Consider the following 23,185-nt stretch of genomic DNA (forward strand, 5'->3'; position numbering starts at 1 on the left):
TTGACGCCGCGGCAGCCGTGGTGCAACTAACTAGGCTGGGCCCGCTTAAGGCCCAGCCCAGTTGTTTAGCGCCTCACTTCACGCTGCATGCCCAGTTGTTTAACACGTTGCTATGCGGTGCGCGCCGCTTCGGTGCGCTTGGCGGAGCCTACTTCAAGTAGTCCTTCCACAGTGGGGTAGACAGGTAGCGTTCCCCGGTGTCAGGCAAAATCGTCACCACCGTCTTACCGGCCGCGTCACTGCGCGCAGCCACCTGCTTACTGGCCCACAGGGCCGCCCCAGAAGAAATACCAACCAGCAGACCTTCTTGCGCCGCAGCCTTTCGCGCAAAGTCCAATGCTTCGTCGGTTGGAACCGTAATCACTTCGTCCACCAGGTCCGCCGCGTAGTTTTTGGGAACAAAATTCGCGCCGATCCCTTGAATCCCATGAGGTCCTGCGTGTCCCTCAGAAAGAAGTGGTGACTCTGCTGGTTCCACAGCGACAACGCGCAAGTTCGGGTTCTTTTCTTTCAAGGTGCGGGCCGCGCCCGAAATGGTGCCGCCCGTACCCACCCCGGCCACGAGGAAGTCAACGTTGCCACCGGTTTGTTCCCAGATTTCCTCCCCGGTGCGCACCTGGTGAATGTGCGGGTTCGCGGGGTTCGTGAACTGGGACGCCAAAACGGATCCTGGGCGTTTTTTAACGACCTCGGCGGCGGCATCAACCGCGCCCTGCATCCCATCTTTCGGTTCGGTGAGAATCAGTTCTGCACCAAACGCCCGCATGAGTGCGCGGCGTTCCACCGACATGGACGAGGGCATGGTGATAACCACTTTGTACCCGCGCGCCGCTCCGACCATCGCGAGGGCTACCCCGGTGTTCCCAGACGTGGCTTCTACAATCGTGCCGCCGCTACGCAGTTCCCCGGATTCTTCTGCGGCGTCCACAATCGCGATCGCGATCCGGTCTTTAACTGACCCCGCTGGGTTGTAGGACTCCACTTTCGCGAGCACCTTAGCGTTCTCGCCGGTAATACGGTTGATTTGAACCAGAGGCGTGTTTCCAACGGCCTGCGTGATGTTTGAAGCAAAGTTTGATGAAACAGATTCTGACATGATGAAAATCCCTAACTAATTGGCATCTAATAGTGGTCTTTAGTGGTCTACGGGTACATGGGCGCAGCAGTTACCAGCTCGCACGGGCACATAATTGGCAACGCGGTAAAGCCATGCACCCTACAGACACGTGCAACAGCTACAGTGCTGCTGAAAGATCCTCTTAACAAAACGTGCCGTGTTCATCACGGTTACGATCCTAACGGCAACCACACTCGAGTGCTACCGCGAAACTGGTTTTTCCACTGTCAGCGGATCCAGTTCTTCAATTGGCACGGGTTCAGACGCTACCTCAGCGATTAAACTTTCTATTTTTGAGGCCAGGGGCTCGTCCGTGCTGAACACTAACTGCACCCGGTTGGTGTACGCCGCATCCAGGATTTGCGCGTGACGGGCCCGCAGCTGCGCTTCAAGCCTGCCAGCCACATCGTAGTCAACGGTGACGCGGAACCTGCGTTGGTCTACCAGCTGCACCACTTGGCAGCGATCCAGGGTTTCGGACACGGATGTTGAATACGCGCGGATGAGCCCGCCGGCCCCCAGAAGAGTACCGCCAAAATACCGGGTCACCACCGCGGTCACATTAACCAGTTTGTTTTGAAGCAGGACCTCCAGCATCGGAGGGCCCGCAGTGCCGGATGGCTCGCCATCGTCACTGGAATGCCCCACTTCGTTCATGCCTTCTGGCTTCACCACGAATGCGGAACAGTTGTGGGTTGCATCGGGGAACTCTGTTTTTATCTCACTGATGAAAGTGCGTGCCGCGGATTCAGTTGGGGTATGCGCAACAGTGGTGATGAAACGCGACCGCTGCACCTCCAGCTCATGGCGCACCAAACTACCGGACTGTATGCTCCGCACTCTGCTCCCTCCTAAAACACCCCTCCTAACGTATCGTATTATTGAAACCAAGCGGGTCTCACTTTGACGACCCACAGCCGTGAGCGTTGGCTACGCTCACAATCGGTCGCGTAACACATCAGTCATGCTGACGACTGTGTGCCTACCGATCCTCACCACCGAGAACCTTCACTCGCTGTGACGTAGTTCCTTACCGCTTTTCTTTGAACCTACCTGTAGATTTGGTATGCTAACCAGGTTAGTAATTGGTCATCTTTAATAGAGGAGCGGCAAGCAAATGGCAGTTCCAAAGCGGAAAATGTCGCGTGCGAACACGCGTACGCGCCGAGCTACCTGGAAGGCTAAGCTCACTGACCTGGTGACTATTCGCGTGCAGGGTCGTGAGGTCCGCGTGCCGCGTCGCCTGGTGAAAGCTTACAAACTAGGTCTGGTAGATATCGACAGCTAATCGCTGTTTACGCTATCGGTGCCCCTGGGGAAACCAGGGGCACATTTGTGTAACTAACCGGCCAACTGTCGTACGATATCAACACGTGTTTAGCGTTTGCTAGGCTGTAAACAACATGTCGTTCTCTTTAACCTCAATGATGCGATGATAATGTGACTGCGCGCAGTAGTCACAGTTGAAAGTTCAGGTATTTAACTATGGGATACTATGTATACGCTCTGATGGATCCCAACCGGACTGCGAACAGCCCGAACGGTGAATGTTTCTACACCGGCGTTTTTGAGCTTGGTACCACCTGCGAAGACCTAATCGCCGTAGCCACCCAGAGCAGCGATGAAGTTAGAACCCGTGTTAAAACCTTAGTTTCCCAGGGTCTACGCCCTGAAGTTCACCGCATCTACTATAAGTTGGATCGCGTCCCTCAAGAAAAGGAAGCGGCAGATTCAATCCGGATCGAATTCCAAAATGCGTTGCGAGCTGGAACTGTTTCCGACCACTTTGAGCTCACCCGATTGATACCGACTCGCAACGTCAAGTGTGTGAGTATTCCTGGAAACATTAATGCGTACGTCGTGTCACTTGGTCCGGCGCGGCGTTGCAAAGAGGTGGAGAATGCAGTTGAGGTTCCAGCGGACGTTCAGGTGAGTAACCTCGCTTCAGGTTGGTGGCCTTTTGACCGCACCACTACAGCAGTGATCCAAGAAACCCTTGAGCAGCGGACCCCCGTGTACCTGATAACTATTGCCAGCACAGCAGAAGATGGAGCGAACCTGGTGGTGCGCGTGTTTGACGTGTGCTCTTTGGAATGGGGATTGAGCCCCATGGGGACGGGGCGCGCACGGTTTCGTGACCTGAGGGCGGGAACGTCGGATGAACTGCGGCGGCTACGTACCCAGTTGGAGAACGCGCAGCTGTGCGTGGATGGGCGGGCCATGTCAGCGAACAAATTCACTTTACCGCGCGTGTTGAAAGCACATGGACTCACCGCTTTCCGCGCTACATTCGGACCTGCATTCAAAGAGCTCGAGAACCTCTGAAGCCGAAAAAGTATTTACAGCATAGAGAACTTGTGATGCCTCGCGAATTTGTAAAGTTCGAGAACTTGTAAAGCGTGGCATCTACAGTTTTGTACCTACCGTTTTCGATTGGTTGGTTGGCGCATAAGTAATGCTGGTGCACCCGCATGAGCGGGGCACCAGCATGTTGTTAACCGACTGGTAGGTGGACGATTCTTAGTCGCGTTTTAACCTGCGGTGGGTCACGCGGTGTGGCCGCGCGGCCTCTTCACCTAGGCGTTCGACCTTGTTCTTCTCGTAGCTTTCGAAGTTACCTTCGAACCAGTACCATTGCGCGGGGTTTTCTTCCGTGCCTTCCCAAGCCAGGATGTGGGTGGCGACACGGTCAAGGAACCACCTATCGTGGGTTACCACTACGGCGCAACCGGGGAAGTTCTCTAACGCGTTCTCTAACGAGCTGAGCGTCTCCACGTCTAGGTCGTTCGTTGGTTCGTCGAGCAGTAACAGGTTCCCACCTTGTTTGAGGGTTAGCGCGAGGTTTAGGCGGTTGCGCTCACCACCTGAGAGGACCCCCGCTGGCTTCTGCTGGTCCGCACCTTTGAAACCGAACGCTGAAACGTAAGCGCGGGAGGGCATCTCTACGTTCCCAACTTCGATGTAGTCCATGCCGTCGGAAACTACTTCCCACAGGGTTTTATCCGGGTCAATCCCCGCGCGGTTTTGGTCTACGTAAGAGATCTTTACGGTTTCACCCACTTTCAGATCTCCACCGTCCAGTGGTTCGAGGCCCACGATGGTCTTGAACAGCGTGGTCTTACCAACCCCGTTGGGGCCGATCACACCGACGATGCCGTTGCGTGGAAGAGAGAACGACAGGTCGTCAATGAGCACTCGATCGCCGAAACCTTTACGCAGGTTCCTCGCCTCAATCACCACGTTTCCAAGCCGTGGACCCGGTGGAATCTGAATCTCGTCAAAGTCGAGCTTGCGGGTCCGCTTGGCCTCTTCCGCCATCTCTTCGTAGCGAGCCAAACGGGCTTTAGACTTCGCCTGCCGCCCTTTCGCGTTGGTGCGCACCCACTCCAGTTCATCTTTCAAACGCTTCGCAAGTTTGGCGTCCTTCTCGCCTTGCACGTTGAGTCGTTCACGTTTCTTCTCTAGGTACGTGGTGTAGTTACCTTCGTACGGGTAGAGGCGGCCGCGGTCGACTTCCGCGATCCACTCCGCCACGTGGTCCAAGAAGTAGCGGTCGTGGGTAATGGCAATGACCGCACCCGGGTAGGTTTGCAAGTGTTTTTCTAGCCACAGCACCGATTCCGCGTCCAAGTGGTTGGTGGGCTCGTCGAGCAGCAGCAAGTCAGGCTGTTCCAGCAGTAGTCGGCACAGTGCGACGCGGCGGCGTTCACCACCGGAAAGCACTTTCACATCAGCATCCCCAGGTGGGCACCGCAGAGCGTCCATCGCCTGCTCCAGTTGAGAATCCAGATCCCAACCATTCACCGCATCAATTTCGGACTGCAGTTTTCCCATTTCTTCCATGAGGGCATCGAAGTCAGCGTCTGGATCACCCATCTGCTCGGAGACCTCATTGAACCGTTTCAGCTGCTTAACTGTGTCCCACACGCCCAACTGCACGTTTTCTAACACAGTTTTGTCTTCGTCAAGTGGGGGTTCTTGCTGCAAGATCCCAACGCTGTAACCCGGGGTGAGCCGAGCCTCACCGTTGGAGGGGGTATCCAAACCCGCCATGATCTTCAGAATAGAACTCTTACCCGCGCCGTTGGGCCCTACCATGCCTATTTTTGCGCCCGGCAGGAAAGCCATCGTCACGTTATCCAAAATAACTTTGTCCCCGTGACGTTTTGACGCCCCAACCATTGAGTAGATGTATTCAGCCACTGCGCTCCTAAAAAGTAGTCTTTCAGTGTTTTACCGCTCTACAGTCTACTCAATGGGTGGGGAAGTAGGCGACAATGCGCATTAACTCACCAGAGCTGATTCTTCCTCTCCAACACCTAACGGATCTGGTTGCGCCTCATCTGTCTTTGAATGCTCAACCTCGTTCACGTTCGTGTCCACGGTGGGCATTTTATCGCGCTGAAACCGCATCGGTTTAGCATAGTTTGAAACCCCGTACGCTAAATCGTGTCCAACAGTTGAGGCGTTAATAACTAACTCCGTGTTCTTCTTCTGACTCGCCTCGTCTTCCCACTCGTTTATTGACAGCCGGCCCGTGGTAATAATCGGGTCGCCCTTCGTAACTGAGTGGGCTGCATTTTGTGCCAGTTGGTTCCACATTTTTACGGAGTACCAAGTGGTATCCATGTCGTGCCACGTGCCGGCCTCATCTCTACCTCGACGCGTGACAGCGAGCCGGAAACGGCCCATCGTGGCACCCGAATCGAGGTAGTAAAGATCGACTGGACCGCCGGCGCGGCCACGGATAGTCACATTCACAGTGCCCGAACCTGACGCACGGATGCGGCCCTGCACCGGCATTTCTACTTGCTGCTTGTCATTTTTCTTTGATACTTCGTTGTTGCTCACGGTGTCCACTCCTAAAACTTTTAACCATGAATCTCGTTATTGGACACCACTAATACTGGCAACGCGGATGCTCGTAGAAAACCACAGCCCAGCCTCGTTGTGGAAACTCCAGGGCAAGGCGAGGTTGTGGAAAAAACCCATCCACATCCCGCAGAGGACCTGAAGGCCTGAGGGACCCCACTGTTCGGGAGGACTTCCCAGCCGAAAAAGCTCGCTGCCTAAGAAAAGCCGATCAGTTGGATAGGGCTTGTTAGCTGGGAAAGGCCGATCAGCCAGAAAGAGCTTGCTAGCTGGGGAAAAGCTGGTCAGTCGGAACGAGCTTGCTAGCTGGGAAAGGCCGATCAGCCGGAAAGAGCTTACTGGTCGGTGCGGGTAATTCCCAACGCTTCCACTTCGCGTGCAACCTCTCGGCACTGTTCGCGCGTGGGTCCCTCATCGCGAGGGAACAAAACGCGGCGGTAGTACTCCAGCTCTTGGATGGACTCGCGGATGTCAGCAAGCGCGCGGTGTCCCCCGTGTTTTTCCGGCGCCTCTTCAAAAGTGCGGTGGAACCAGCGTTTCGCCAGTTCCTTCAACGAAGACACGTCAACAACGCGGTAGTGGAGGTGGTCTATTACTTCCGGCATGTCGCGTTCTAGGAACATTTTGTCGGTCCCAATCGTGTTGCCGGCAAGCAATCCCTTACCCTTGCGGGGCACGAACCGTTTAATATATTGCAGCACCTGCGCTTGCGCCTGCTCCATATCAATGCCGTCAGCAAGATCCTCAAGCAAACCCGACGAAGTGTGCATCTTCCGCACAAAATCTCCCATGTGGTCCAGCGCGGCATCCGACGGTTTAATGAGTACGTCAATCCCCGGATCCACAATGTTGAGTTGCGCATCCGTCACCACTACTGCCACCTCAATGAGCGCATCGTGCTCCAGGTCGAGGCCAGTCATTTCACAGTCAATCCATACCAAGGGTTTGTCAATACTCATAACTACCAGCTTAGACCAAAAACTAGCCCGGCTAAGAGCTGCATAAAAGCGCGATGAATTGGAGCTTTAGCGCGTGAATAAGCCCGCTGAATTGGAGCTTTAGCGCGTGAATAAGCCCGCATTCGGCCCCGCGCACGGGCGTGGCAGGCAGAATTCGGTGATTATCCCCGGTTTACTCTAAGCTTGTTCTGAGTGCCTCCGTAGCTCAGGGGATAGAGCAGACGCCTTCTAAGCGTTTGGTCGCGGGTTCGAATCCTGCCGGGGGCGCAACTACGAAACCGGCGCACTATGAAAGACTCGCCACCTCGAATGCCACTGCGGAACCGGCGCACCACGAAGGCCGCGCCACCTCGAATGCCACTGCGGAACTTGAGTGTGCCCGCTAGTGCGCCGGCGGGACATTGAACTCAAAGTGTGATTTCTCACCCGGTTTAGGTTCCAGCACCCGCATCATGGCTTCTTGCATCACTTCAGCCACCAGCACGCCCTCACGTGTAAACACCCGCATGGACCCCATTGCCCGGTTCGAACACGTTGAGGGGCAATTCTGATCGAGGAGCAACCAGTCGTTAATATCAAAATCGCGGTGAAACCACATCGCATGGTCCAGCGAGGCGAGCATCAAACCGGGGGAGAGCCACGACAGTCCACGCGAACGTAACGCCGGTTCCATAATGAACTGATCCAGCACGTACGCCAGCAAAATCCGCCCAACCAGTGGCGTCGCATTCGGAATCGGCACCCGCGGTTTAATCCACACCTGCTGCGACGAGGCGATCTTCGGTTTTTTATGCATGTACAGCGAATCCTGTACGTGGCGCGATTCGAAAGCAACCGTATTCCCCAAGTACTTCCCAACCGGATTGTTCATCGTGCGGAAATACTCCAGCGCAGACATTAACTTCTCTGGTTCAGGCACATCCGGCATGGGAGCAGAATAATCCGGACCATCCTCCCGAATATGGAAGTTTGCTAGCAGCGTGAGGATATCGCGGCCCTCCTGCCTTGCAACCGCTGTGCGGGAAGAAAACGACCGGCCGTCACGCACCCGCTCCGCCTCAATGTCTATCGGCTTGTGCGGATCCCCGCCTACCAAAAAATACGCGTGCAGCGAATGTGGCAGGCGCTCCAGTGGCTCGTCCAGCGTAGAGCAGGCAGCGATCAGCGCCTGTGCCACCACTTGACCGCCGTAAATGCGGCCCATCTGCGGCAGGGACTGGGCGCGGAAAGTGTCTGCACCAAGCGGCTGGATAGCTAGAGAACGCAAGACAGCGGCGATTGGTTCATCATCTACTTGCGGAATCTGAATAATAGTCACACGCCCATTGTCTTGCATTTCACGAACAAATACACTTCTAAAGCAACAGCGTCCGCAAGTAACCGTGAGTCAAAAGCGGATGGAGACAGGTTCACATTAACGGTGCAAGCAAAAAAGTGGTCTATTATACAATCGGCCCCAAAGGTACTAATATGCGATAAGGGTCACAATGAAGGGAGTGTTGATGGGAGTTCTTGATCCACACGAGTTAGTCACCGCACTGGGCGATTGGGGCAACATAGCAGAAGTTGAACCGTGTTCTCTGCGCATCCGCGTGCAGGTTAAAGACCCGCATAAAGTAGACGAACAGGCGATTCGCAACCTCAACCCTCTCGCAGTCGTGCAATCAGGCTCCTACGTGCAGATAGTGACCGGGCCGGACGCGGACGTGACGGCGAAACGCATGCGGGACGCGTGGGAATCCTCAAACCCAGAAGCGCTCAAAGAATAAACAAAAAACCGCAATCGCGGCTGCTTCCCATAGAATAAGAACCACCGCGAGTAGTTCCCAACCAGTTAGCAATGGAGTAACGATGACCCATCTGCCTCCCCCCGACCTGTTTCCCGAGAATCTTAGCGAACTAGCCAACCGATTAGGGGTATCCACAAAGTTCTGGAGCTGGCACGGTGAACTAAAAGACGTGCACCCACTATCGCTCGTGAAAGTACTGCAATCGTTGGGGGAGAACCTCCCGGACATGCCCTCGAGTCAAGACATAGACGCGCTCCTAACAGCTCACGAACAAGACGAATGGCGTCACACTTTGCCAGTGTGCACAGTCAAACGCCAAGGGGATTGGCAGGAGCTACGTGTACACGTACCCGACGGTTCCGCAGTTACCGTTGAGGTCGAGTTAGAAGACGGTACCGTGCACCCAGTGCCTCAAATTGAAAACTGGGAACCGCCAAGAGAAGTTGACGGAGTACTCACCGGGCGCGCCGGATTTGCGTTAGAACAATGGTTGCCACTGGGCTACCACACACTCCGGGCCCACCGGGAAGACGGGCAAGTAATAAACGCCCACCTGATTGTGGTGCCGCCCAGTTTGCAAACCGAACTGTTTGAAGACAACGCGCGTTACTGGGGTCTGTCGTCGCAACTGTACTCAATCAGAGCGAAACAATCGTGGGGGATGGGTGACACCGCAGTTCTAACTGAACTTTCCGAACATTTTGCACAGAAAGGAGCAGACTTCCACCTCATTAACCCGCTTCACGCGGGTGCGCCCGTGCTCCCCATCGAACCATCGCCCTACCTGCCGACTTCACGGCGGTTCAACGACCCCATCTATATTCACCCCCAGTCAATCCCCGAGTACGACTCTTTGTCTCCCATGGAGAAGCTCGATGTTGAACAACATCACCGGGCGTCACTCGTGGACGACTCGGACTCCGTTGGGCTAATCAACCGCGACCAAGTGTGGTCCACAAAGGATGCGGCGCTGCGCGTCATCCACCGCCACCCCCTCAGCAGTGAGCGGCAGCAACAGTTCGACGCCTTCATCGCTGCAGGTGGGACACCGCTGCGTAACTTTGCGCTCTGGTGCGCCCTCGTATCCGAATTCGGTGGCATCGAACTACCCGAGAAATACCACTCAGCAAACACCGCGGAAAGCAAGCAGTATGCGCGTGAACACGAAGCCCAGATCCGCTACTTCATGTGGTTGCAATGGGTGCTGAATGAACAGCTCACGAATGCGCAAACGCGCATGCGGCGCGCGGGGATGCGCATTGGTCTGATGTCGGACCTCGCGGTGGGAGTACACCCACTGGGCGCAGACGTGTGGGCAGACCCAGCAGTGTACGCCAGCGGCATGACTGTAGGCGCACCCCCGGACATGTATTCCCAACAGGGGCAAGACTGGTCCCAACCACCGTGGAACCCACGCGTGCTCGCCGAACGCGGCTACGCACCACTGCGCGACATGATTCGGGCCACCTTATCGCACGGTGGGGCCGTGCGGATCGACCACATTCTTGGCCTGTTCCGCCTCTGGTGGATTCCCACGGGAATGGACGCCCACCACGGCACTTACGTGCAATACGATCACGAAGCAATGGTGGGTGTGCTTTTGCTTGAGGCACAACGCGCCGGCGCTGTGATCATTGGGGAAGACTTGGGGACAGTGGAACCGTGGGTGCGGGGTTACTTAAATGAACGCGGAATCTTCGGAACCTCAATCCTGTGGTTCGAAAAAGAAGATGATGACACCCCGCTCCACGCCGACCACTATCGAGAACGCGCCCTAGTAGCCGTGAACACACACGACCTCCCACCCACCGCCGGGTACCTGAGGGGGGTGCAAACTGATTTGCGTCACGAGCTCGGTTTGCTGGTGGAACCGCTTGAACAAGTGCGTGCGCACGACGACGAGGAACGTTTAGCTATGGTAAACCGCCTGGTGGAGTACGGTTTGCTTAGTGAAGAGGAGCGCGGAAACGAAACTGCAGTAATCAACGCGCTCTACGCGTTTATTACGCGCACCCCCGCTCATTTACTGGCTGTGTCCACTGTAGACATCGTGGCAGATACGCAACCGCAGAACCTGCCGGGCACTCACCGGCAATACCCGAACTGGTGCGTGCCACTCGCGGACGCGAAGGGTCGGGAAGTGACTTTGGAACGGCTCCTAGCCTGGCCCGTTGATGACCTTTGTTCGCTCATGAACCGCGGGGTGGGCCGCTGAGTCGTGGGTCTTCGAATGCTGGCTAGCGCAGGTAACTGCTGGTCAGTGCGGGTTTGGCTGCGTGTAAACTAACGCGGGCAAGTGCCTGTAAATGTGGGGTATGCACGAGCATGGTCAACTAGACACCAGGGCAGCAGCTGCACACCAGGGGGCGTCGCGGTTACGCGGATTCGCCGTTGTGGATCTGGAACAGCAGGTCGCGGCTTTGGATCTCAGTGCCGATCGTGCTGCGCATCTGAATCATTGATTCAGGTAGGTCACAGGCAATCACGGACACGGACGTGGATAGGTGATGGGCTTTTGCAACAGAACTGTCCCAACGGATCACCGCATCCCCAGCTTCAACCACATCACCTTCCGTGCGCAGCACTTCAAATCCCTCGCCGTGCAGCTTAACCGTGTCAATCCCCAAGTGGCATAACACGCCAACCCCAGCGGCGGTAAAAATAATGAACGCGTGCGGATGCACTTTCAACAGTTTCCCTGAAACCGGTGCGCACACCTCATGCATACGCGTTTCTACGGGGCGAACCGCGCAGCCCGCGCCTACAATCCCACCTGCAAGAACCGGATCCTCAACGTCTTTCAGCGCGATCGTAGTTCCGGACAGGGGAGAGTAGATGTCTATCATTTCAGTAACGGTTCCGCGCTTGCCGCAATATCATCCGCGTCTGGACCCACCACAATCTGGACAGCAGGCCCAACTTTCACAACCCCAAACGCACCGGCAGCCTTCAAGGTTTCGTCATTAACGCGGTCCACGTCGTTCACTCGGGCACGTATGCGCGTGATACACGCTTGCAGTGAGGCGATATTGTCGGCGCCCCCCAACCCCTCAACGATTGCTTTCGCGGATTGTTCATATGCTGCACCCATAGTGACTCCTTGACCGAAATAACGTTACTACTACTAGGTTACCGCGAACGTGGGATTAACCACGGGTGGTTGAAGGCGCGCCTTCAACCACCCGTAGCGACCTACCGGCACTGCTGGGCTTTCACTGCGCGTTCCGCCTCCGCAGTTTCTTCACTCACTAGGCGACGCAACCCCGCGGGAGCATCCTCATTCGCATCCAACCAGTCGTAACCTGCTTTCACCACGTCTAAGTCCGCCAACCGGCCCGCAAGCATCGTGGGGAACCCGAGGAGCACAATGTCTTGTGCCGTGTGGTTTGTGTTCAGTTCCCATACTTCACGTAGCGCGTCGAAATACTGAGGTACGTGGGCGCGGTAAAGCTCCGGAGCAGCGATTGCATTCGCCCAGTATCCGCGTCCAAGCGCGATGCGCATGTCATTCGACAAGTCGCGGTCAAATACCACGTCCTTAAACGCCTTGTCTTTCACTCCCTGATCGGCCACAGACGCGCGGGCTTGCGCAGCTTTCTGCGCGCCGGTGAGAGTCTGGTCCGTGCTGGTCATCTGCGCAATCTGGGTTTCTCCTGCGGCCCCATTGCGCACCGAGCTCAGCAGCAGTGTCCACTGCATGTCCGCGTCGGTGGGAAGCCCAACCAACGTGGCTTCTCCAGTGCGGAGGCTTTCAATATCGCCAGCCTGCTCTTTCGTTGCCCGCGCTGCCGCGGCGGCGGTTAGCAACCGCTGTGCGTCCGTCCCCGCAGCTGCGGAACGCGCCAGTAACAGCAAGCGTTGCGCCACCGCGTTTGCCAGTTCCTCACGTTCATCAGTGGGGAGGTAAAGGGAAACGGCGGTATTAATATGACGTAACAACAGGTTGAGGATCATCATGGAATCCTCACCGGTCAGGGCGGACAAAGCCATGTCAATGTACTGGCGGGCTGGCATCTGCGCATCCCGAACCATATCCCACGCGGATGCGAGAACCACGCCGCGCGTCAACGATGAGGGGAACTGCGCAATGTGTTCGGTTGCGAACGCCAGGGACTGCTCGTCAAGGCGAATCTTCGCGTATGCCAAATCCCCGTCATTGACCAAAATCAGATCCGGACGCGGTAAACCAACTGCGGATTCCACCGGGGTTTCGTCGCCCTCAACATCAAGTTCCTCGTGGAAAACCTGCTGTACCTGCCCGTCAACAAGGGAATAACCCGCGACCGCTAACCGGTGGGGCCGAAGCGAGGAACCGGGCGTGAATGGTTCTTGCTTGACCGCGAGGCGCACAATCTTCCCGGCCTCACCCGTTTCCACGACCGGACTGAGCAAGGTCACCCCCGCTTCTTCTAACCAGACTTTCGCCCAGGCCCGCAGGTCGCGCCCAGATGCCGCTTCTAACTTGCCCATGAGGTCCGGCAGCGTCGTATTCTTCCACGCGTGCTCCGCGATGTAGGCCCGCAAGCCCTCGAAAAACTGGTCGCGTCCCACGTAAGACACGAGCTGACGCAACACCGCAGCCCCTTTAGCGTACGTGATGCCGTCGAAGTTAACTTCTACATCCTCCAGGTCGCGGATAGGCGCGACAATCGGGTGGGTGGAAGGCAACTGGTCTTGGGTCAAACCCCAATCCTTGCGGGCCATGAACCCCGTCCACGCATCCTGCCACTGCTCCGTGCCTTCCGCTAGGCACAGGTGCGACATGAACTCGGCGAACGACTCGTTTAGCCACAGGTCGTTCCACCACTGCATGGTCACCAAGTCACCGAACCACATGTGCGCCAACTCGTGCAGTACCGTGTTCGCCAGGTTCTCCAACTGCGCGGCCGTGGGTTTAGACCGGTACACGTACTCGTCCCGGAACGTCACGCAACCCGCATTCTCCATGGCGCCCGCGTTGTATTCTGGCACAAAAATCTGATCGTACTTGCGGAACGGGTACGCGCGCCCGTATTCGCGTTCAAAGAATTTGAATCCAGCGCGCGTCACATCCATGACCCACTCGGCGTCCAAATGTTCCAGCAGTGACTGGCGGCAATACACCCCAAGGTCGATGGTGCGCCCGTCCGCACTTGTCAGTGTGCCGGTCTTGCCCACGTATGGGCCCGCCACGATCGCAGTGATGTAACTGGAAATCTGCTCGGATGCCGAGAAATCCCACACCTTACTCCCGTTTTCCTCCCGAGGCGTTGGCGTGGGGGAGTTAGAGAACACCACCCACTCCGAGGGCGTACGCACGTGGAACGTGAACTGCGCCTTCATGTCTGGCTGTTCAAACACTGCGAATACCCGCCGAGAATCGGGGACCTCAAACTGGGAATAGCAGTAATCCAACCCATCCGCCGGATCTGTGAAACGGTGCAACCCCTCCCCGGTATGCATGTACCGGCAGGTGGCTTGAACGGTGACCGTATTCTTATCCTTCAGACCAGTTAGGTGCACGCGTGAATCCGAAAAACTATCCACGGGCCGGGCCTCACCGTTTACCGTGAGCTCGGTGACCTCATCGGCAATCAAATCGAAAAACGTCTCATCCGCACCCGCGATATCGAACTGGACGGTAGACGTAGACTGGAACGTCTTATCGTCACCCGTTAAATCCAGGTGAATATCGTAATCATAAACGGTGACGGCGCGTGAACGAACCGCAGCTTCTTCTTTCGTTAGATTCTGACCCGGCACTATAACCTCCTAGGTCCGCGTTGAATGGGATGCCAGTCTAATTACTACTAGTCTGCCACGTTTCACCAAATGGTGACACGTTTGCTGGGATCTATCCACATGGCGTCACCGGCTTCGACCCCGAAAGTTTCGTAGAACAGGTCGAGGTTCGAAAGTACCCCATTGCACCTGAACTCTGACGGTGAATGCGGATCAATTGCCAACAGTTGGATAGCCATTTCATCGCGTGTTTTCGCGCGCCAAATACGCGCCCAAGAGTAAAAGAATTGCTCGGGCGCGCTCATTTGTGCCCGCTTCTCATCCTCCAGTGATGCCCCGCGCCGGTCCAGTTCAATCAAATACGCCTTCCACGCGATTGATGCGCCCCCTAAATCGCCGATGTTCTCTCCGATAGTGAACGCGCCGTTCACGCGGTGGGAGTCATCCAGCTGGGCGGGGGAGTACTGGTTGTACTGCTCAATCAGAGCTTTTGTGCGGGTTTCAAACTCCGCGCGGTCCCGGTCGGTCCACCAGTTGTTGAGCTTACCCTGCCCGTCGTATTGGGAACCCTGGTCGTCAAACCCATGCCCAATCTCATGGCCAATCACAGCGCCGATCCCACCGTAGTTCACGGCGTCCGGCACGTCGGGGTCAAAGAACGGGGGTTGCAAAATGGCGGCTGGGAACACGATTTCGTTACGAAGTGGGTGGTAGTAGGCATTAACGGTTTGCGGGGTCATGAACCACTGCGCCGGGTCTACGGGTTTCCCAACCTTTTCTAGATCGTAGTCCGTGTCGAACGCCGCGGTGTTACGCACAGTTTCTAACAGTGTTTGGCCTACAGTTAGTTTCTCGTAGCTGCGCCACTTGTCGGGGTACCCAATCTTGGGGGTGAACGCCTCGAGTTTGTCGAGTGCCCGCGCCTTTGTTTCCTCTCCCATCCACGTTAGGTTCGTGATTGAATCGCGGTAAGCCTCAATCAGAGTGTCCACGAGCTCCAGCATTTTCTGCTTGTGCTCCGGTGGGAAGTGCTGCGCTACGTAGAGTTGTCCAAGGGCTTCCCCCATGGATGCTTCCACCAGGCTTACGCCGCGTTTCCAACGTGGCCGCTGTTCCTGCGCGCCCGTCAGGGCCTGTTTGAATGCGAACGACGCCCCAACAAAATCTTCGGGTAAGAAGGCTGCGCGCGCTGTGAGTACCGCCGCAGTTAACCACCGTTTCAAAGTGGCCAGTTCCTCTTCTTCCCAAAGCTTCGCGACTGCCTCTAAGAACGGGGGTTGCCCCACGTTCACGACGCCGTCGTCAGCCGGTTCGAATCCCACACCAGCGAGCCATTCCTGCCACGGGAATTGCGGGTAGTCGCTCTTGATCTTCGCCCACGTGGTTGGGTTGTTTGTTTTCTGCGCGTCGCGGCAGGTGACGTTGTCCCAGTGGTGTTTAGCCACTTTGGTTTCGAATTTAAGGATATTCGTTGCAAAGTCGCTGTCGCTAATTCCGGCCAGCTGTGCAAGTCGGTTATTTAGTTCTACGTAGGCGTCGCGGATGGGGCCGTATTGGTCTTCGCGGTAGTACGCTTCGTCAGGCAGTCCGATTCCCGCCTGCGTCAGGTAGGGAATGTTCATGGTCGGATCGTTCAAGTCCGATTCCACGTACAGGCCGATCAACCCGTTCACGCCGGTGCGGTTTAACCGGCCCATGGTGTTGGCCAGTTCTTTCTTGTCTTGCGCTTGTTCTATTAGCTTGAGGTCCGCTTCAAGCGGTTCCGTGCCCGCTGTCTCGATGCTGTCGGTATCCATGAACTGCGCGTAGAGGCGCGCCATTTTCGTTTCGTCCTGGTTTTCTGACGAGGAATCGAGTGCCTCGATTATTTCCCGAACTGCGGCTTCCGCTTCGTCGCGGAGGCGGTAAAATTCCCCGTCCGCTGGTCGGTCTGCAGGAATCTCGTGGTGGGTGAGCCACTGTCCGTTTGCGTGGCGGAAGAAATCTTCTCGCGGTGAAATGGACTCGTCCAGGACTGCGGGGTCTTTAAGGTATGAAGGGTCTTTAGTCATGTGAGCCATTCTACAGCCCGAAATGGTATTGAACAGGGGCTTGGTTGATGCCCGTGCAGGTGAACTAGTTATTCACCCCGTGCCCAACCAAGCCCCTGGTGCGCAAAAACAGTGTTAGAACAGTCCGGGTAGTTTCTTCCCGCTGTCCGAAACCGTTGCGGTGCGTGAATCCACATTCTGGTCGTTGCTGGTGGAGGTGTCGCCTTCGAGGCGGCCTTCCTGCGTTACGGTGATGTAGTTAACGATGCGTCCTTCTTTGGTGAGTCCGTCACCGAAGTCGAGGTTCGCGATCAGCTGATCCTCACCCTTCTTAATCGGGTTGGAGAGCGTGACGAGGAATGAGCGCGTGGAGGTTTTCTCATTGAACCCAAGGTCGCGCGTGTATGCGCCGTTGAACCAGCCCGGGGTGATGAGTCGGTCTACGCCCTTGGGGCCAGAAGCGGTTTTGACGTCAATGCGGAAGCTGACGATGGGGAACTCGCCGTAGTAGCGGTCGGTGCCTACGTTCTTTACGTGCACTGCAACCAGGCCGGCGTAACCGGGAGCTTTAGCGCTTGAAACCTGCAGGTTCGGCGCGAGGTCCAGCGCAGCCTGCTGGGTGGGAGCAGGTTCTGGTGCCTGGTCCGCAGCGGTGGCAACACCGGCGCCCGCGACAGCGGTGGTTGCAAGCAGAGTTAGTGCGGTGGCGCTTAGTTTAGAGAAGAATTTTTTCATTTTAGTTATCCCTCAATCTTTCGTCCGTGCGTGCCGATTAGTGCGAGTCAGCAGGGTTGTTGTAGAGCTTTACGGTTACCTGGTTTTTGACGGGCACGTTGGCGCGCCACGCGGTCGGGTTAGACCAGGTGCCGTTCGGCTTGCAGTACTGCTGCGTGCCGGTCATCGCGATGGTGCGGAAGCCGTAGGTGGCTTCGCCGGTGTAACCAGCGGGGACGTCGTACGGGCCAACGGTTTGGCCGATGTTCCAAGACAGCGAGTAGGAGGCGGAACCGCCGATTTCTTTAGCGAGTGAGTAGGCGATACCCCAGTTGCTGCCCGCAGTCTTGTCGTCCTTAGATGCGGAAGCGTTGCCGCCAAGGTTAATGTCTAGGCTTTCTTTCTCTGAGCCGTTTACAGAGATGGAAATGCTTTGGGTCTTAGAAAGGTCCTGTGTCAGAGGGATGGTTGCCTGCGTGCTGTTCGTCGTGGAAATGGTTCCGATCGGGAGGAACTTGTCCGTCACCTTGTAGATGGTGGTGCGGTGATCTTCCCAGGGGTTGCAGACCGGCCGGGGGTTAAGCACGTTGGCCTTTAAGTGGTCCGAACCGTGTGTCGTGTGCACGATCGGCAGGTTCGGGTTGGTCTGCGGCGTTTCCGGGTAGGTGTTCTCGATCGTTTCCGCGCTCGCTGGGAAAGCGGCAAGTGCGGTCAGTGCAACGGACCCGAGAACGGCGAATAGCTTTTGGCTCTTCTTCATTGCAACTCCTTGACGGTATGTATTTTGCATGGAAGAAGCCATCGCCCGTATTCGCCTAGCGGTAACCGCTTTTCTTGAGGTCCGCGTGTCCCTCAGGTTGCATGCGGCTACTTTGCTTGGCGGAACGGTGGCTCCCGCAAACACATTATCGTGGGTCGTTGGTCCTCGCCACTGGAATAGAGACGAAAACCATATTCAATCCGAAAATGCGGCTAATTTGTTATCTAATGAGTCCGATTGCATTTCGTATTCGTTAAATGCAGATTCGAAATCGTTGAGTATTAGTTGAGTTTTGCGCTCGCAATAGCGGGGTTAGTCACTAAATAGACATTATTAGTCATTAAATAGGCATTAAAGGATTAGTGAGCGGAATTCTTGGGAAGTATTTAAGTTCCTGAGGTTCCCTCGTCTCTATCAGGGACAACTTCTCTCAGGCTGATTTAGCTTTTTGCTACCGCGCAGATTGACTTAGCTCTTTACGATTTGAATGGAGCGAGTGAGGAGAATCGAACTCCCATCATCAGCTTGGAAGGCTGAGGTTTTACCACTAAACTACACTCGCAGTTCGACCGGTTGCCCGATCGGGTAGTGAAAACTTTACCGGAAAAACCCCGAGTTGTGAAATCAGGGGTCAGTATGGGTAAGATATCACCTGTTGCGGGGTGTGGCGCAGCTTGGTAGCGCGTCCGCTTTGGGAGCGGAAGGTCGCAGGTTCAAATCCTGTCACCCCGACTAGATGTATCAGGTCGGGACGCTGGTTTTCAGCGTCCCGATTCTTTTGCTTTCCGATCCGTTTTCCCTTTTGTTTTCAGATCCGTTCTTAAGTGCGAACGCGTTTTCTGATCCGTTTTTCCTTTTGTTTTCTGATCCGTTCTTAAGTGCGAACGTGTTTTCTGATCCGTTTCCAAGTGCGAACGCGTGCGGGTATCTTCTTTCGAATCTGTGCTGCTGGCCTGGCGCGCCACATAAACGCTGCGTACCAGCAGGACGCCCTGCCACGCGGCAAATAGTAACGCGTCGGCTCTGGGGGAGAGCAGTGACGCTAGCTTCGCCCCCACGGGAACTGTGCAGACCGCGCTAACACCGATAATTAAGCCGGTCTTTAGATAAGCTTGCCGGCGCGCTAAGTTAGCGATTGCGCCCGAGAGCGTACCGGGAATCATTGAGACTAATGAGATTCCGCGCGCGGCCAGGTCGGAGGCACCGAATATAAAACACAGCGCCGGAATTGCAGCGCCGCCCCCACCGATTCCTAAAATCCCAGACAGGAAGCCGCACGCCACGCCTAGCGCGACCAAACCGAGTGCGGTGAGCGCGCTCAAACGGATACTCCCACCCCGATTGGGGACAAACACGGACTGCACCACAATTATCGAAACGAGGAACGCTACGAACGCCCACCTCAAGAACCGCTCCGAGAATTTAGTTAGGAAATACGTTCCGATTTGAACTCCTGCTACGAGCCCGACGGTTAATCCGCCCGCAGCGAGCCAATCAATATTCCCGGTGGTTGCATACGTAACACAGCCCGTGAGTGCAGTTGGGAAAATAGCGATCAAACTCGTGGCAGCCGCCTCGCGCTGCGACAATCCTAGATAAACGAGAGCAGGCACAATCACCGCGCCACCGCCGACCCCGAAAAGTCCGGAGAGCAAACCTACGAACAAGCCTGCAGCAACGAGTGATAGGACTACGCGTGTGGAGAACTGCTCAGAACGTGAAGGCATGCAATTGAAGCTACCACCGCCTCCGGTCGCTACTTGCTTCCCATGCGTTTAGTTACCGTGTGCGTGGCCTGTTCGACCGGGCGGATAATCATCGTGTCCACATTGAAATGCGACGGAAGGTTCAGCGTCCACGTCACGGCCTCAGCCACGTCCTCAGCGGTTAACGGTTTCTCAACCCCCTCGTAAACTGCGTCAGCAGCTTCTTGCGAACCCAAACGATTCAACGAAAACTCCGGAGTGTGCACCATGCCCGGGGCGATCTCAATCAGCCGAACCGGCTCGCCTACAAGCTCTTGACGTAACGTGGTGACGATCGCCCGTTCCGCGTGTTTCGCGGCCACGTAGCCGCCGCCACCCGGATACGTTCCGTGCGCCGCAGTGGAAGTGAGGAACAACAAGGTTCCCCCGTGCTTGCGCAACTGGGGGAGGAAGGCTTTAGAAACCCTGAGGGCAGAGAGGGCGTTCACGTCAAACATTTTCTGCCAGCGTTCCACCTGCGCATCCGCAACCGGATCAACGCCGATCGCCCCACCGGCAATGTTCGCGACCGCATCCACCGGGCCGATACCGTGCGCGTAATCGACTAACGCAGCTACGTCCTCATCTTTAGTGAGATCCGCTGCGAAATACTCACACCCAATTCGTTCCGCCAGTTCGTGCAAACGTTCTTCACGCCGCGCCACAGCGAGAACCTGCCAACCCTGCTGCTTTAACTGCTCGGCAGTTGCCCGGCCAATTCCGGATGAGGCTCCCGTAACTACTGCAAAACTCATTTTTACACCCCCGCGTGCTAGTCGTAACCTTTATTCCAGCCTAAACGTTTACCCACGGGCATAGCGAAACTTACGTGCGGGCGCTTTCAAATCGAGCTGCCGAACTCAACTGCGAAACCGAGCGCTCTAAGCCTTACTGCGCGACGAATTGGCCTTCCTCAACTGCGGAACCGAGCGCTTTAAACCTGACTGCGCGTCTAATAGGTAAAACCCGACTGTTCCACTGAATGCTCCAAACCTCTTCACTCGACTAAATGGTCCGACCCGACCTATGAGACCGGGAGCGCGCGAGCAGGAGCCGCCGGATATCATCCACGCAATACTGGTTAACGTATTAAATACCGGGGGGCCGTATTAATTGCGTCACCAAAAATGTGGGGGCATGAGGAAATTTGCGCGCAATTGACATAGGATAAACGCGTTGTAAGGCGCCGAAAGGCCAATAAGTCTATCTGATACTGGAGTGCGTGCACGTGAAGAGCACTGTTGAAAACCTTGAATCGACGAAGGTGAAAGTCAGCGTCGAAGTTCCCTACGAGGAACTGAAGAAGGACATGGACGCTGCGTACAAAGAGATTTCCAACCAGGTGAACGTACCTGGGTTCCGCCGCGGTAAAGTTCCCCCGCGGATTATTGACCAGCGGTTCGGACGCGTCACCGTGATCGAACAGGCCATCAACGCTGCAATGCCCCGCCTGTACAGTGGCGCCGTCGAAGAACACGAGCTGCGCCCAGTAGCGCAACCAGAAATCGACGTTGAAGAAATCCCAAACACCACCGGTAAACCCGGTGGGGAACTGAAGTTCACCGCGGAAATCCTGGTTATCCCCCCGTTCGAGATTCCGTCTCTAGACGGGTTGGAAATCGAGGTCGACCCCCTCGAGGTCACAGATAAAGACGTGGACGCAGAACTGGAAGAGCTGCAAACCCGGTTCGCGACCCTCAAGACTATTAAACGCAAAGCGAAGAAAGGTGACTTCGCAACCCTGGATCTCGTTGCCAAAATCGGGGACGAAGAAGTTGACAGCGTCTCCGACGTGTCCTACGAAATCGGTTCCAAATCGATGCTCGACGGTATGGATAAAGCCCTCACCGGGATGAAAGCCGATGAGGAAACAACCTTTACCACCACCCTCAAAGGTGGGGAGCACGAAGGGGAAGAAGCGGACGTGACCCTCAAGGTGAAAGCCATGAAGACCCGCGAACTACCTAAAGCCGACGACGATTTCGCTCAGATGGTGTCCGAATTCGACACGATCGACGAACTGCGTGACGACTTGAAGAACACTGCTCAATCACGCAAACAGGGTGAGCAGGCTCTGCAGGCCCGCGACCGCCTCCTGGACAAACTGATTGACGGCGCGAAGATTGAAATCCCCAAGCAGGTAGTGGAAGAAGAACTACCGAAACTGGTGGGTGAAGACGCGAAACCTGCGGACAAGACAAAGGGCCGCAAGCAAATCCGGCGGCAACTGTCGGAGCAGGCTCTGCTGCAAGACCTCGCGGCTGCGCGGGAAGTACGCGTTGGCCAGCAGGAAGTGTTCGAGTACATCATGCAGATGGCGCAGATGCACGGGCTGGAACCAGCTCAGCTGATGCAGAGCCAGGAGCAGGTGTCCGCCCTGGTGGGTGACCTGACCCGCACCAAGGCGCTCGCCCTGACCCTCGGGATGGTTACCGTTAAAGACACGAACGGCGACGAGGTAGACCTCAGCGAGTTCACCAAAGACCCGCTTGAAGAGCAAGAAAAAGCAGATGAAGAAGCGGCACAAACCGCTGAAACTGAAGCGGCGGACAACGCTTCCGACGGCGATGAAAAGGACGCGGCGGCGGAATCCGAAGATGAAAGCGCAGAAGAGAAGTAACTCGTAGCGCATATAGCAGCGCAGAGGCGGGTGAGCCGGGTGGCTCATCCGCCTTTGGCGTATAAAAAGACCGTTCATATCTGGAGTTGGAAAGCATTCACAGATGGAGGGTGAGGGGAGCGGGAAATACTGCGCGGGGCGGCGCGTGTGCGCCAAAAGCGAAAAGCCTTGTTGAACCGGGATATTCCCCGCTGCAGACCATAAACTGGGTACAGTTTGAATAAGAATCTGAACGGGAAGGAATAACAGTGGCTGAAACTGAAGATCCCCGTAGCGGCCAGAACATGGTTTTCGATCGGCTTTTGAAAGAGCGGATCATTTGGCTCGGGTCTGACGTTCGCGACGACAATGCGAACGAGATCTGCGCAAAAATGCTCCTCCTGGCAGCGCAAGACCCCGACAAGGACATTTACCTATACATCAACAGCCCGGGCGGGTCTGTAACCGCCGGTATGGCGATTTACGACACAATGCAGTTCATACAACCCGACGTCGTCACGGTCGCCATGGGCATGGCTGCCTCGATGGGCCAGTTCTTGCTCACCGCTGGCGCCCCCGGGAAACGGTACGCCACCCCGCACGCGCGCATCTTGATGCACCAACCTTCCGGTGGGGTTGGTGGCACGGCCGCGGACATTCGTATCAACGCGGACCTCATCCTCAAGATGAAACGCGAACTAGCGGAAATCACCGCGCAACGTACGGGTAAGTCCCTGGAACAGATCAATGCGGACGCTGACCGCGACCGCTGGTTCACCGCCCAGGAAGCCTTGGAGTACGGGTTCTTTGACCACATCGTCACGAGTGCTAAATCAGTGGCCGGTGGTGGCAGTGCCCACGAGAGCGAGCAGGAGTAG

General features: G+C 56.1%; 20 protein-coding genes and 3 tRNA genes. 8 read left to right on the forward strand and 15 right to left on the reverse strand.

Translation table 11 applies throughout. The annotated features are described in order from the left end of the window. Positions 1–148: 148 nt before the first annotated feature. Positions 149–1,096, reverse strand: coding sequence for a cysteine synthase A (gene cysK / locus QS713_RS05070; protein WP_313272992.1), 948 nt, complete (start codon positions 1,094–1,096; stop codon positions 149–151). A gap of 222 nt (positions 1,097–1,318) precedes the next feature. Next, positions 1,319–1,957, reverse strand: a complete 639-nt coding sequence (locus QS713_RS05075; protein WP_313272993.1) for a YigZ family protein — start codon at positions 1,955–1,957, stop codon at positions 1,319–1,321. Between the two features lie 277 nt (positions 1,958–2,234). Here QS713_RS05075 and rpmF point away from each other — a divergent pair, with 277 nt between their 5' ends. After that, positions 2,235–2,405 (forward strand): 50S ribosomal protein L32, encoded by a 171-nt coding sequence (gene rpmF / locus QS713_RS05080; RefSeq protein ID WP_102215976.1) that lies wholly within the window; start codon positions 2,235–2,237, stop codon positions 2,403–2,405. Between the two features lie 539 nt (positions 2,406–2,944). Further along, a complete protein-coding gene (locus QS713_RS05085) occupies positions 2,945–3,442 on the forward strand; it encodes a hypothetical protein (protein ID WP_313272996.1) in 498 nt (165 codons plus the stop codon). A gap of 195 nt (positions 3,443–3,637) precedes the next feature. Here QS713_RS05085 and ettA read toward each other — a convergent pair whose 3' ends face one another. From ettA to orn, 3 genes are all read right to left on the reverse strand, one after another. Beyond that, positions 3,638–5,320: an energy-dependent translational throttle protein EttA gene (ettA, locus tag QS713_RS05090; RefSeq protein ID WP_313272998.1), complete on the reverse strand. Its 1,683-nt coding sequence runs from the start codon at positions 5,318–5,320 to the stop codon at positions 3,638–3,640. 81 nt (positions 5,321–5,401) lie between these two features. Then, positions 5,402–5,968 carry a single-stranded DNA-binding protein gene (locus QS713_RS05095; RefSeq protein WP_313273001.1) on the reverse strand — a complete coding sequence of 189 codons (567 nt, stop codon included), beginning with the start codon at positions 5,966–5,968 and terminating at the stop codon, positions 5,402–5,404. Between the two features lie 356 nt (positions 5,969–6,324). Then, positions 6,325–6,948, reverse strand: a complete 624-nt coding sequence (gene orn, locus QS713_RS05100; RefSeq protein ID WP_313273003.1) for an oligoribonuclease — start codon at positions 6,946–6,948, stop codon at positions 6,325–6,327. A gap of 194 nt (positions 6,949–7,142) precedes the next feature. On the opposite strand from orn, the gene QS713_RS05105 reads away from it, so the two are divergent. Then, a tRNA-Arg gene (locus QS713_RS05105) sits at positions 7,143–7,215 on the forward strand. 115 nt (positions 7,216–7,330) lie between these two features. Here QS713_RS05105 and QS713_RS05110 read toward each other — a convergent pair. Further along, positions 7,331–8,266, reverse strand: coding sequence for an acyl-CoA thioesterase (locus tag QS713_RS05110; RefSeq protein WP_313273005.1), 936 nt, complete (start codon positions 8,264–8,266; stop codon positions 7,331–7,333). A 169-nt stretch (positions 8,267–8,435) separates the two neighbouring features. On the opposite strand from QS713_RS05110, the gene QS713_RS05115 reads away from it, so the two are divergent. Next, complete coding sequence (locus QS713_RS05115; RefSeq protein WP_313273007.1) at positions 8,436–8,717, forward strand: PTS sugar transporter subunit IIB; 282 nt, start codon at positions 8,436–8,438, stop codon at positions 8,715–8,717. 82 nt (positions 8,718–8,799) lie between these two features. Then, positions 8,800–10,953, forward strand: a complete 2,154-nt coding sequence (malQ, locus tag QS713_RS05120) for a 4-alpha-glucanotransferase (RefSeq protein WP_313273010.1) — start codon at positions 8,800–8,802, stop codon at positions 10,951–10,953. Between the two features lie 160 nt (positions 10,954–11,113). Here the strand turns inward: malQ and QS713_RS05125 are convergent, their stop codons facing one another. The 7 genes from QS713_RS05125 to QS713_RS05155 all read right to left on the reverse strand — a co-directional run bounded on the left by QS713_RS05125 (position 11,114) and on the right by QS713_RS05155 (position 18,525). After that, on the reverse strand, positions 11,114–11,584 hold the full coding sequence (locus tag QS713_RS05125) for a PTS sugar transporter subunit IIA (protein ID WP_313273011.1): 471 nt from the start codon (positions 11,582–11,584) through the stop codon (positions 11,114–11,116). Beyond that, positions 11,581–11,829 (reverse strand): PTS sugar transporter subunit IIB, encoded by a 249-nt coding sequence (locus tag QS713_RS05130; protein WP_313273014.1) that lies wholly within the window; start codon positions 11,827–11,829, stop codon positions 11,581–11,583. Before QS713_RS05130 ends, QS713_RS05125 begins: the two co-directional genes overlap by 4 nt. A gap of 101 nt (positions 11,830–11,930) precedes the next feature. After that, on the reverse strand, positions 11,931–14,480 hold the full coding sequence (gene pepN / locus QS713_RS05135; RefSeq protein WP_313273017.1) for an aminopeptidase N: 2,550 nt from the start codon (positions 14,478–14,480) through the stop codon (positions 11,931–11,933). Positions 14,481–14,542: 62 nt separating this feature from the next. Next, positions 14,543–16,510, reverse strand: a complete 1,968-nt coding sequence (locus QS713_RS05140; protein WP_313273018.1) for a M13 family metallopeptidase — start codon at positions 16,508–16,510, stop codon at positions 14,543–14,545. Between the two features lie 114 nt (positions 16,511–16,624). Next, entirely contained in the window at positions 16,625–17,224 is a 600-nt protein-coding gene (locus QS713_RS05145; protein ID WP_313273020.1) for a hypothetical protein, read from the reverse strand. A gap of 37 nt (positions 17,225–17,261) precedes the next feature. Next, a complete protein-coding gene (locus tag QS713_RS05150) occupies positions 17,262–17,963 on the reverse strand; it encodes a hypothetical protein (protein ID WP_102216555.1) in 702 nt (233 codons plus the stop codon). A gap of 488 nt (positions 17,964–18,451) precedes the next feature. After that, positions 18,452–18,525: transfer RNA gene (locus tag QS713_RS05155), tRNA-Gly, on the reverse strand. 96 nt (positions 18,526–18,621) lie between these two features. Here QS713_RS05155 and QS713_RS05160 point away from each other — a divergent pair. After that, a tRNA-Pro gene (locus tag QS713_RS05160) sits at positions 18,622–18,695 on the forward strand. A 29-nt stretch (positions 18,696–18,724) separates the two neighbouring features. Here the strand turns inward: QS713_RS05160 and QS713_RS05165 are convergent. After that, positions 18,725–19,690: a sulfite exporter TauE/SafE family protein gene (locus tag QS713_RS05165; protein WP_313273025.1), complete on the reverse strand. Its 966-nt coding sequence runs from the start codon at positions 19,688–19,690 to the stop codon at positions 18,725–18,727. Positions 19,691–19,719: 29 nt separating this feature from the next. Beyond that, entirely contained in the window at positions 19,720–20,463 is a 744-nt protein-coding gene (locus QS713_RS05170) for an SDR family oxidoreductase (protein WP_313273027.1), read from the reverse strand. Between the two features lie 473 nt (positions 20,464–20,936). Between QS713_RS05170 and tig the strand changes: the two genes are divergently transcribed. Beyond that, positions 20,937–22,328 carry a trigger factor gene (gene tig, locus QS713_RS05175; protein WP_313273029.1) on the forward strand — a complete coding sequence of 464 codons (1,392 nt, stop codon included), beginning with the start codon at positions 20,937–20,939 and terminating at the stop codon, positions 22,326–22,328. A 248-nt stretch (positions 22,329–22,576) separates the two neighbouring features. Next, positions 22,577–23,185 carry an ATP-dependent Clp protease proteolytic subunit gene (locus QS713_RS05180; RefSeq protein ID WP_313273032.1) on the forward strand — a complete coding sequence of 203 codons (609 nt, stop codon included), beginning with the start codon at positions 22,577–22,579 and terminating at the stop codon, positions 23,183–23,185.

The sequence above is a fragment of the Gleimia hominis genome (assembly GCF_032085515.1).
GTDB lineage: Bacteria > Actinomycetota > Actinomycetes > Actinomycetales > Actinomycetaceae > Gleimia > Gleimia hominis.